Source organism: Rhizobium sp. L43 (assembly GCF_002531725.1).
Lineage (GTDB): Bacteria > Pseudomonadota > Alphaproteobacteria > Rhizobiales > Rhizobiaceae > Rhizobium.
In genome coordinates this window covers 449,565-461,136 of record NZ_NWSQ01000001.1, presented here as the reverse complement: position 1 = coordinate 461,136, position 11,572 = coordinate 449,565, and the positions used below count along the sequence as shown (strand labels likewise).

General features: G+C 61.0%; 10 protein-coding genes. All 10 read right to left on the bottom strand.

Annotation, left to right across the window (positions count from 1 at the left end; translation table 11 throughout):
- Positions 1-169: 169 nt before the first annotated feature.
- Positions 170-793 carry an ANTAR domain-containing protein gene (locus tag CO667_RS02105; protein WP_097616803.1) on the bottom strand — a complete coding sequence of 208 codons (624 nt, stop codon included), beginning with the start codon at positions 791-793 and terminating at the stop codon, positions 170-172.
- Between the two features lies 1 nt (position 794).
- Positions 795-1,928 (bottom strand): transporter substrate-binding domain-containing protein, encoded by a 1,134-nt coding sequence (locus CO667_RS02100; protein WP_097616802.1) that lies wholly within the window; start codon positions 1,926-1,928, stop codon positions 795-797.
- Positions 1,929-2,073: 145 nt separating this feature from the next.
- On the bottom strand, positions 2,074-3,522 hold the full coding sequence (locus tag CO667_RS02095) for a M20 family metallopeptidase (protein WP_097616801.1): 1,449 nt from the start codon (positions 3,520-3,522) through the stop codon (positions 2,074-2,076).
- Positions 3,523-3,655: 133 nt separating this feature from the next.
- Positions 3,656-5,200, bottom strand: coding sequence for an ABC transporter substrate-binding protein (locus tag CO667_RS02090; RefSeq protein ID WP_097616799.1), 1,545 nt, complete (start codon positions 5,198-5,200; stop codon positions 3,656-3,658).
- Between the two features lie 24 nt (positions 5,201-5,224).
- Entirely contained in the window at positions 5,225-6,088 is an 864-nt protein-coding gene (locus CO667_RS02085; RefSeq protein WP_097616796.1) for a serine hydrolase, read from the bottom strand.
- Position 6,089: 1 nt separating this feature from the next.
- A complete protein-coding gene (locus tag CO667_RS02080; RefSeq protein WP_097616793.1) occupies positions 6,090-7,718 on the bottom strand; it encodes an ABC transporter ATP-binding protein in 1,629 nt (542 codons plus the stop codon).
- Positions 7,715-8,533: an ABC transporter permease gene (locus tag CO667_RS02075; protein ID WP_097616791.1), complete on the bottom strand. Its 819-nt coding sequence runs from the start codon at positions 8,531-8,533 to the stop codon at positions 7,715-7,717. Before CO667_RS02075 ends, CO667_RS02080 begins: the two co-directional genes overlap by 4 nt.
- Positions 8,530-9,474: an ABC transporter permease gene (locus CO667_RS02070; protein ID WP_097616788.1), complete on the bottom strand. Its 945-nt coding sequence runs from the start codon at positions 9,472-9,474 to the stop codon at positions 8,530-8,532. The genes CO667_RS02075 and CO667_RS02070 overlap by 4 nt, the downstream gene beginning before the upstream one ends.
- A gap of 178 nt (positions 9,475-9,652) precedes the next feature.
- Positions 9,653-10,558, bottom strand: a complete 906-nt coding sequence (locus CO667_RS02065) for a LysR family transcriptional regulator (RefSeq protein WP_097616785.1) — start codon at positions 10,556-10,558, stop codon at positions 9,653-9,655.
- A gap of 37 nt (positions 10,559-10,595) precedes the next feature.
- A complete protein-coding gene (locus CO667_RS02060; protein ID WP_179874039.1) occupies positions 10,596-11,570 on the bottom strand; it encodes a LysR family transcriptional regulator in 975 nt (324 codons plus the stop codon).
- Between the last annotated feature and the right edge of the window lie 2 nt (positions 11,571-11,572).

Below are 11,572 nucleotides of genomic sequence, written 5' to 3'. Positions count from 1 at the left end.
AAACCTCTGGCACGGAATTCAATCCGTGAACCAGAGGCTACATAGCCATGATGTGAATGCGGCAGCCCTGCCGCTGAGCAAACCTGCTCGTTGTCTTTAGGCTTGCACGAAAGAATGTGACCGTCAAGCTGCTTTAACGGGCATTTTCAAGGGTGCAAGGGTCGGCGACTTAAGGTTGAGTTTTCGTGCCGATGGAAAGTCCGAGACTTTTCATGGTGTCTTGCGCGGCAATGATGGATTCGGCGATCGCCGCCATCGGAACGCGCTTTGACGTCGCCTGATCGCGCAAGAGCTTATAGGCCGCCGCCTCGTCGAGACCATTCATGACCCGCAGCGCCGAAACGGCTTTTTCGACCAGCCGGCGACTTTTCAAGGTTTCCTCAAGTTTCTGCACCTTGCCGGCGAGCCGTTTTTCGTAGCTCTGCCGATAGCGTGCAAGCGCAAATTGCGTCAGGATGCCGAGCGGCCGCAACGGTTTGCTGATAACGCCGTGGGCGTTGAGATCGATGATCGCCTGCAGGGCTGTCGGGCTCTCATAGGTCACGATGGCGATGATCGCGGTCTGCTGGAGGTCGATGATCTCAAGCGCGTGCTCGACATGCACATCCTCGACATGCAGGAAGACGGTGTCTATGTCGGGAGGCAAGGCTGGCGGAAGCGGCCAGGTGGCCCGGACTTCGCAGCCAAGGCGTTTGAGGTGGGCGATCAGCACGTTGCCGTCCTCGTCGCGTGGATGGACAACCAGAACGCGTGCGCGCCGCAGATCTTGAACGATCCTGCTTGGTCCCGCCATCTCAGGCCTCCAGCCAAACGTCTTCGAACCGCGACGCCGTCAGGTAGGGGTCCGGCCGGATCGGGCCAGGCGCCTGCCAGGCAATGTCGAAAAGCCCATCGGCCCGCGCCACGCCGATGCGGGGATGCAGCCAGAGGTGACGGGTGTCGGCGTCGAAATTGATCCGGCCCTCCGGAGCAAGATAATCTTCCAGGAGAATTTCTTCGGAAATGCGATGGGTCTCGAGCGAGCCGGCCCGGGCAAGCGCGCGGGCGAAAAGGTGAACCTGCGCATAGGCCGGCTGCGACCAGACGCTTGTGGTGAAGTCCTGGCCGAAACGGGCCTTGAATGCCCCCACGAAACGCTTGTTCGCCTCGTTCTCGACCGTCTGGAAATAGGTCGCCGAAAGAATATGGCCGGTGCAGGCGTCGGCTCCGATCTCGCGAATCTCGCTCTCGGCCATGGTCAGGCTGGCAATCGGAACCCGCGTTCGATCGATCCCGGCCTCGGCATACATGCGGTAAAAACGCTGCGCCGGCCGGCCGATGATCGTCGAGAAGATGGCATCGGGCTGAAGACGGACGATATCGGAAATCACCGAACGCAAGATCTGTTCGTCGGCATGAAGAGGAAGATATCGCTCGCTGACGACTTCACCGCCCTTTGCCTCTACCACATCCCGCATGACCCGATTGGATTCGCGCGGATAAATATAATCCGCGCCGACGAAGAAGATCCGGCGTCCATGGTGGCGCAGAAGATATTCCGCGAGCGCGAAGGTGTTCTGATTGAGGGTGGCGCCGGTATAGACGACATTCTCCGAATATTCGAAACCTTCATACATCGACGGATAAAACAGCAATCCGTTGTGCCGTTCGACGATCGGCAGCACCGCCTTTCGGCTGGCCGACATCGACGCACCGAAGATGATGTTGACGTCGTCATCGGCCAGCAGGCGCCGGGCCAGATTGCGATAGGCGGTTTGATCCCCGCCCGGATCATAGGCGATCGGAACGATGGGCTTGCCGAGCACGCCCCCCGCCGCATTGACTTCCTCGATCGCAAGTGCGGTGCCAAGAAAGTGCTCGGTTTCCGTAATTTCGCTAATTCCGCTTCTGGAAAACAGCACTCCCACCCGCCATTCGGAGCTTGTCATCTTTGCCTTTTCCGACGTGTTGAAGGTTCGAAAGCGGTGAATGCCTCAGTTCCGCGCTTTCGACTTCCATATCCTTAGTGCTTTTTCATGCGGTGCTGCAAGCGGGTACGATGCAGGTCGCTGTCCCGGTGGACGAAGACGCGAGCTATCGGCTGTGAACCCCCGCGGGCATCACATTGTCGGGGATCGGGCACAGATAGGCTTTGCCGCTGATCTTTTCCTGCCACTCGGCCGTCACGGCCGCCAGGAGGTCGGATGACGACATCAATGCGAGACCGGTTGACGCAAGCGTCTTGGCCGCGTGCGCCATGGCTTTGTGCGCGGCCGGGCTTTTTCCCTGCGCGACCACCTGCCAGGTATGGGGATTGGTGCCGATCGCCCAGGCCGGCGCCCAGCATTGCGCGGTCGGCGTCACCCAGCTGACGTCGCCGACGTCGGTCGATCCGGCCCGGAAATGCGATTGTCCTTCGAAATCCCGCAGACCGGTGTGCAGGGGCGTCGAGCCATCGACCTTGGCATTGGAGAACACATCGCCCTTGATCTGATAGAGGCGGATGCTGCTCGCGATGGCTTCCTCAGTGAAGGTAGCCTGGATCTGCCTGGCGAAGACGATGTCGGCCTCGTCGAAGGCGATCGGCCCGAGCGCGACCATGTTCTCGTGCATCGCCGTTTCGAGGGTAATGTTGGGAAGAAGGTTGGTCGAGGCGGTGTCGAACACGATCTCGACCTCGGTTTCGGTCATCATCGCCGCACCGCGTGCCACTTTCTCGACGCGCCCGGCAAGCGCAAGCGCCTGCGGCATGTCGGGCGCCCTGATCAGATAGAGAACCTCGGCGCTTGCCTGCACGACATTGGCGGCCCTGCCGCCGGTATCGGTGATCGCGTAGTGAACGCGACAATCCTGCGGCATGTGTTCCCGCAGGAAATTGACGCCGACATTCATCAGTTCCACGGCATCGAGCGCCGAACGGCCGAGATGGGCGCTGTTGGCGGCATGGGCCGCGACACCCGTGAAGCGATAGTAATATTCGAGAACGGCAAGATTGTTCGTCGAGCGAACCCCGTTGAACGGAGCCGGATGCCAGGTCAGGGCGGCATCGACATCATCGAATGCGCCGGCACGAACCATGAAGGTTTTGCCGGAACCGCCCTCCTCTCCCGGGCAGCCGTAATAGCGCACCGTCCCGGGCAGGTTGTTCTCCTTGAGGTGACGGGCAAGCGCAACCGCCGCCATCAGCGATCCGACGCCAAGCAGATTGTGCCCGCAGCCGTGACCGGTTGCTCCCGCCGCTTCGGGACAAGGCTCGGCCAGGTCGGCGGTCTGGCTCATCCCGGCCAGGGCATCGAATTCGCCGAGGAAAGCAATCACCGGCTTGCCGCTGCCGGATTCGCCGATGAAGGCCGTTTCCATGCCTGCGACGCCGCGGCGCACGGCAAAGCCGTTTTCCTCGAGTGTCCTTGCCAGCAACTGCGACGAGCGCCGCTCCTCGAATTTCAACTCCGCGAAGTCCCAGATACTGTCGCTGAGAGCGATATAATCCGGCTTCATCTTTTCGACCGTCGCGGCAATGGAGCTGATCGCGTTAAGATTCATGATATTCCTCGCTGTCTGCCCTGCCGCCACAGGGACGCGTTGCACCGGACCCGGCAGGTCTGCCTGCCGGATGTCCCGTTGACTTTCGAAGCGGGATGGCGGCGCCCGACCCACCGGGCGCGGCAGTTCAGGCTCAATTGTCGAGCGAAACTTCCCAAAGACGGGCATTCGATTGCCAGACGGGCTGGCCCTTCAGCTTCTTGGTCGCGCCCCAGACATCGACCATGTCATAGAGGAAGATGCCCGGCATTTCCTTGAGCATCAGCGTGTGAAACTCGTCGAAGATCGCCTGACGCTTCGTCTGGTCGGCCTCCGCATAGGCGGCCTTCATCAACTCGACGGCCTTCGGGTCATCCCACATCAAAGACGCATTCTTGTCCTTGCTCCCGACATAGAAGCCGTACATCAGCGCCGGATCGAGCCGCGGCGCGACCGATTGCGAGATGATCTGGTAGTTGCCGGACCGGCGGCGATCGACCTGCGTCGCATAGTCGAGCACCTCGATCTGCACATTGAGACCTGCCTGCTGCATCATGGCCTGCGCCATCACCGCGGCCGGGAAGCTTGGCACGTTGCTGCGCTTGTTGGCGATGATGGTAATCGGCTCGCCCTTGTAGCCGGCCGTCGCAAGCTCTTTCTTCGCGGCCTCGATGTCGTAGGGCAGACGCTCCTTCTGGACATCGTCGAAATAGAGCGAGTCTTCCGAAACCATCGAACCGTTGGCTGCGCCGGTGCCATTGGAGGCGGCCTCGACGAGCTGGTCGAGATCGAGTGCCATCGCCATGGCGCGGCGCACCCCAGGATTGCTCAGAACCTTGTCGCGCGTCTGGATGTAGAAGAGGTTTTTGCCGTTGTTGCGAGCCACGATCAGCTGCATCGTGTCGCTCGTCTTGAATTCGGGAATGAGTTCCGGCGAAATCTCCGCGGTATCGAGCACGCCGGACTGAAGGCCGGCCTTTACGGTCGAAGCATCGGGAATGACCATGAACTTGATGCCATCGACGAGAGGGCGTTTGGAGCCGACCATGCCGTCGGGCTTGCCGTCGTTCTGGGGCGAGACATAATCGTCGAACTTGGCGAGATGAATATACTCGCCCTTCTTCCATTCATCCCATTTGAAGGGACCGGTGCCGATCGGCTTGATGAAGCTGCCATCCGCGCCGACCGATTCCGGCGAAATCATCCCGGTGTAACCGCATTCGGGGCGCGACATCAGGCCAAGGAATACCGCGGATGGCTTTTCCAGCGTGATGGTGACGGTCGAAGCATCGACTGCCTTGAGCCCGGTAACATGCACGCTGCCGCTACCGTCGAAATCAGGAAGGCAGGTCCATTTCGTTTCGGGCTTGAGATAGCGGTTCCAGTTCCACACGACGTCATCGGCGGTCAATTTCTGGCCGTTGTGAAATTTGACGTCGTCACGCAGTTTGAAGCTGTAGGTCAGCCCATCCGCCGAGACTTCGAAGCTCTTTGCCAGCAGCGGCTTGACCTCGCCGTTGTTGGCATAGCCGACGAGCCCTTCGACGATATGCAGGATGACGCCATCGGTATTGCCGTCGCGATTGACACCTGGATTGGCGCTACGCAGATCGGAACTTTGCGCCACGACGATGTCGCGGGCGTCGACTGCGCCGGTCATCGCCATCAACATGGTCCCAGCAAGAAGAAGCTTATGCATTGTTCTACCCTCTTTTATGGATTGTTAGGATCGGAGTTCATCCCAGCAGGCGCGTGAAAGCCTGCCGATGGTTTCAAGCGCGACCGTGTAGCCAGGGGTGCCGTCCGGCATTTCCTGCGGCACGTCGTCGGTATAGGCGGCGATGATGTAGAAGGGGGAGCCGTCGCGATAGACGATACCGGCATTCATGCGGCCGCGCTTTCCCGTGCCGCCCTTGTGGGCGACGAGCACACCGAACGGCAGCCGGGAAGGAATGGCATAACGCAGGATCTGGTTCTTCAAGGTTTGAAGCGCGTAAGCGCACAGCGCCTGCGAGCAGCCGAGCCGGTCCGCGGCTTCCCGCGAATCCTGCGCATCGAGGATGGTCTGCAGCAGATAGACCTGATCCCGCGCCGTCGTCGTGGTGACGGCCTTCAAGGAATGATCGGGCGACAGCGCCAAGGGAGGGATGAGGAAGCGGTGGTTGGTGCCAGACATGCCGATCGACTTGCAATAGCCGTCGACCTCTTCGAGCGTCAGCCTTTCGAAGACCATCTTGGTGCAGACATTGTCGCTCAGCACCATCATGCCGGTGATGGCGTCGCGCAGCGATATGACGATACCGGGGCTGAGATAGCGGAACATCCCGCTCGCCACTTCCTCGGCGAAACGCTTTTCGTAGGTGATCCGCTCGTCCAGATCCAGGCGGCCTTCATGCGCGGCCTTCAGGGCTGCCATCATGATCGAGGTCTTTCGGGTGCTGGCGGAGGGGGTTTCCTCGTCCGCGCCTCTGCCGATCGTTTCACCGCTGCCAAGCGCGCGCACCATGAAGCGCGTCACGAAAGGCTGGGCATCGCAGATCGCGTTCAATCGCTCCGCGAGCTTTGCGGATTCAATCATCGTCGTCATGTCAGTTCTCCAGGCGCCATTTGAGGATCACGCCGCCCTGAGCATTGTGGTCCAGAGCGGGGATGGCCGAGAGAAGCCTTTGCGTATAGGCTTCCTTCGGGCTGTCGAAAACCGTATCGCGGTCGCCCTCCTCGATGATCCGGCCGTCCTGCATGACGACGACGCGATCGGCCACCTGTTCGACCACGCCGAGATCGTGGCTGATGAACAGGCAGGAAAAGCCGTAGCGTTTTTGTAGATCGGACAGGAGTTCGAGCACCTGCGCCCGGACTGTCACGTCGAGGGCCGATACCGGTTCGTCGGCGATCAGGAATTTCGGCCGGCGCGCAATGGCCCGGGCAATCGCCACGCGCTGACGCTGGCCGCCCGAAAGCTCATGCGGGTAGCGCCCGGCATAGTCGGACCCAAGGCCGACTTCCTCCAGCGTCTCCAGGGCGCGCTTGCGCTTTGCCATGGCGTCGAGATCGGGAACGAGCCGCAGCGCTTCTTCCACGAGCGCGAGGATGGTCATGCGCGGATCGAGCGAGGAATAAGGATCCTGAAACACCATCTGGCAATTCAGCCGATAATCCATCCAGTCGTCGTCGCGGCTGCGTCCCTTGAACCGGATATCGCCTTCGCTCTCCTGGACCAGTCCGGCAATGGCGCGGCCGAGCGTGGTCTTGCCGGAACCCGAACCGCCGACCAATGCCACGACTTCGCCCTCGTGGATATCGATGCTGACGCCATGCAGCGCCCTTTTCGGCGTTGCCTTCTTCATCAGCGACCGCCGGCCCGCATAGTCGACGACGATATCCCGCGCCGAGACCATCGGCGCCTTGGTCTTGTCGATCGTTCGCGTTTGCCCACGGAACGGCAGAGAGGAAAGCAGTTTCTTCGTGTAGGCACGCTGCGGTGCGTCGAGCAGATCGGCGGTGCGTCCTTCTTCGACGATCACGCCCTTTTCCATGACGACGATGCGGTTGGTGTAGCGGGCAACCATCGGCAGATCGTGACTGATCAGCAGCACGGCGGTGCCTTCCGCCTGCGTCAGTTCCACCATCAATTCCATGACATCGCGCTGGATCACGGCATCGAGCGCTGTCGTCGGCTCGTCGGCGATCAAGAGCGCCGGTTTCAGCAGCATCACCGATGCCAGCATGATGCGCTGGCGCATGCCGCCCGAGAATTCATGCGGATAGGACGTGAGCGCCCCGGCGGGATCGCGGATCCCGACCCGGTTCAGCATATCGAGGATCCGGCTGCGCCGTTCCTCCTGCGAGAGTTTCGTATGCAGCTGCAACCCTTCTTCGAGTTGGCGGCCGACGGTCATCGAGGGATTGAGCGAGGTCATCGGCTCCTGGAAGACGACACCGATTTCCGCACCACGCAATTGGCGCAATTGCGCGCCGTTCATGGAAAGCACGTCGCGTCCCTTGTAGGCAACGGAGCCGCCGATCACCTTGATGGGTGCCGGCAGCAGCGAGATCAGGGCGCGTGTTGCCAGCGTCTTGCCCGATCCGCTTTCTCCGACGATGCCGAAGATCTCGCCTGGCGCGATGTCAAAGTTGACGTCCTTGACGACCTGGACACCGGTCCCTGTGACCTGAAGCGACAGGTTGCGGACATTCAAAAGCGTTCTATTGGTCATTTCAGCCCCCTCATCCGCGGATCAAGCTTGTCCCGAAGAGCGTCGCCCAGAAGATTGATGCCGAGGAGCGTCAGGGCGATCGCCAGGCCCGGGAACAGACCCAGCCAGACCGCCTGCTCGATGAATGGTCGGCCGGCAGCCAGCATGTTGCCCCAGGTCGGCGCCGGTGGCGGAACGCCGAGGCCGAGAAAGCTGAGCGCGCTTTCCGAAAGGATCGCCCAGCCGAACATCGAGGTCGCCAGCACGGTGATCGGGGCGACGCAATTGGGGAGGATATGGCGGAACATGGTATAGAGCTCGCCATTGCCCATCACCTTGGAAGCTTCGATGAATTCCCGCTCGCGCAGCGACAGCACGGCGCCCCGGACAACGCGGGCCATGGATGGCGAATAGGCAATGCCCAGCGCGAAGATGATGCCATATTGATTGGCACCGAAGACGGCGAGCAATCCAAGCGCCAGAAGGATGCCGGGAAAGGCAAGAAGCGCATTGTTGACGGCCATGATGACGGCATCGACCCAACCGCGGGCATAACCACTGACGAGACCGATCAGCGTACCGCAGACCGTTGCGAATGTGACCGTCAAGGTGCCGATCCAAACGCTCGCCCGGGCGCCGACGATCAGTCGGCTGAGCACGTCGCGGCCGAATTCGTCGGTTCCGAGCCAGTGGGCGCTGCTTGGCGCCGCCAGCCGTGCGGTGAAGCCGAGCTTCATCGGATCATAGGGGGTCCAGAACAGGCCGATCGCAGCGGCGATGAGCAATGCGGCAATCAGAATGCTGCCGATGAAGCCGTTGAAGGTGACGTTTTTCATTCGGCGACCACCCGCGGATCGAACAAGGGATAGAGCAGGTCGACGACCAAATTGACCAGCACATAGGAAAGCGAGACGAACAGCAGACACCCCTGGATCACGGGGTAATCGCGGGCAAAAATGCTGTCGACCATCAACCGCCCGAGCCCCGGAATGGTGAAGACCGTCTCGATGACGGCGATGCCGCCGAGCAGATTGCCGAGGATCAGGCCGATGACCGTCCAGGTCGGGCCGAAGGCGTTCTTGAAGGCGTGCCGCCAAAGGACGGCGCTTTCGGAAAGCCCCTTGGCCCGGGCGTGGGTGATATAGTCGAGACGCAGCACTTCCAGCGTCGAGGCGCGCGCCATGCGGATCAGCACACCCATCTCATGAATGACCAGGGTCATGATCGGCAGCACGAGGTAGACCAGGCCGCCGGTAATGTTGCTGCCGATCGAGACATAGCCGAGGACCGGTAACCAGCCGAGTTTCAAGCCGACGAAAAGCAGAAGCAGCAGTCCGAGCCAGAATGTCGGGACCGACAGCAGGATCGTCGCCGTGCCGACCAGCGCCAGATCCGTCAGACTGTTCTGCCGCCAGGCGGCGATGACACCGGCCGGCACGGCGATGAGGCTCGCCAGCAGGACGGCGACGACGACGATTTCGGCGCTGACCAGAAAACGCGATGCGACGAGCGGCAGCACCGCCTCGCCGTTGACGATCGAGCGGCCGAAATCACCCTGCACGACATTGGCGGTCCAGATCAGGAACTGCTCCGGCAGCGATTTGTCCAGCCCGAGTTCCGAGCGCATCGCCGCGATCTGACCCGGCTCAGCCATATCACCCAGCATCAATGCCGCCGGATCGCCGGGTATGAAGCGGATCAGCGTGAAGACGGTCACCGAAACGAGGACGATCGTCGGCAATGCCATCAGCAGGCGGTTGAGAATGAATTTCAGCATTTTTGTTCCCCGCGATGGGCGACGGACAGTGCCCGGCGCCATCGGTTTCGTTGCCGCAGACTATGATCGAGTGAAGAAATATCCGCAATATTATGCGATTCTGTCATAAGTCTATGCGGAATACGACCGCAACAAAAACGGCTACGTTGGCGTAAGGGTTCAGGCTAAAAATTTGATTTTAAATGTCTTTTTGAGAAAGCTGGATCTGTCGCTTCAAGGCGTCGCTCAGAGCGTGGGCGGCAATCGAGAGCGGTGTGGAGACCGCCCTCGCCAATCCGAATTCCTGGGTTGCGCGTGGCACGAAAGGACGGTGAACCACCGGCAGGTGGCGATAGAGATTTGCATAGAAGCTGCTGATGATCGTGACCCCGAGGCCATGCGCGACATAGGAGCAGGCGGAACTGTTGGTATGAGTCTCGATCTTGACGATCTGCTTGACGCCGGCCCGCCGGAAGGTCTGGTCGAGCGCCATGCGGTTCGGCCGTTGGCGGCCGATCAGAATGAGAGGCACGTCGCGCAAATTGCTGACCGTGATTTCCTCCAGTTTCGCCAGGGGATGATCTTTCGGAACGACGCAGACGCTTTCGCCGGTCGCGACCCGCTCGACCTCGATGCCCGGTCCGCTCTCGCCCTCCATGCGCAGAAAGCCGAAATCGATCACCCTCTGCTCGACGAGCTTGTTGATCGCCGTCGTCGTCTCGAAGAAGGTTTCGATCCGCACACCGGGGAAATCCCTGATGTAATCGACCAGCATTGCCGGCGCGAAGTGCTCCCACATGCTGCTCGGCAGGCCGATGCGGACGATCTCCGGGCCGGCGGCGCCGCTTCTTAAGTCCTCCGCATGACCCGACATCCGATCGACCGCGAGCAAGATGTTCTCGGCATCGCGGGCAAGAAGCAGGGCCTCGGGGGTGGGGACGAGACGGCCTTTGTCGCGCACGAAAAGCGACATCGAAAGGTCGGCCTCGAGCTGCTGCAGGAGGCGGCTGACGCCGGACTGGCTGAGCCCCATCGTCTTTGCCGTGGCAATCGTCGACCCCGTTGCCAGAAGCGTGCGCAGGACTTCCAGTTGCTTGATATTCATGCGTTTGCGATCCCCCGGGACAGTTCAAGCACCGTCATCATGCCCAGTCCGAAATGCTCTGAAGGAAAAGGCCGGAGGCCTTCGGCATCGGAAATTTCTCTCCGCTGATCAGCGCGTAGGCAACCGGCAGTTCGGGTTCGAGTGGAATGAACTGCAGCGGCAGCGTCGCATATTCGCGGGCGATGATCTCGCCGACCAGCGCAATGCCGAGCCCCTGCGCGGCCAGCGCGCAGGCGCTTGCCACCGAATGCGCTTCGAGCAAGGGGCGCTGACGGATGCCGGCCTTGTAGAACAACGCCTCCAGCTCATGGCGAACCGGTCGCTCCCTGTTCAGCATGATCAGATCCTGCCCCTTCAGATCGGCGACAGACAACAGGCCGCTGCCGGCCTTGGGATGATCGTTGTGCAGGACGCAAACGATCCGCGACGACAGGATTTTCTCCTGTTTCAGTCCTGGGCTCATCAGCGGCAGACGCGCGAAACCGAGATCGGCCTCGCCGTCGGCCACCATCCGTTCAATTGCGAGATAGCTGCCGGATGCGACTTCGACGCGCATCGGACCGTTCGCGGCGAGAAAATTCTTCACCAGCTTCGGAATGCGCGTCGAGGAAAGGCTGGCGGGAAAGGCGAGCCGCAGCATGATCTCGCGCGATCGGCCGCTCTCGAGCTCCATCGCCGCGGTTTTCAAGGCGCGCAGCCGGTCGGAAATGGCGCGGATTTCCGGGCCGAGCTGCAGCCCCTCGCGGGTCGGCTGAAGCCGGTTCTTTTCCCGTTCGAAAAGCCGGACGCCGAGATAGTCTTCCAGTTGCTGCAGCAAGCGGCTGGCGTTCGATTGCGAGATCCCAAGCTCGACGGAAGCGGCGATCGTCGAGCCCGTCGCGGCAATGGCGTCATAGGCTTCGATATGCTTCAGGCTGATCGCCGCACTCGTGTCTCGCGCCATTCTATCTCCAATGTCGATAGTCCTACCCGCGATCCGCATAAGATTGCGGAGCTGCGGAAAGTTGAACATTT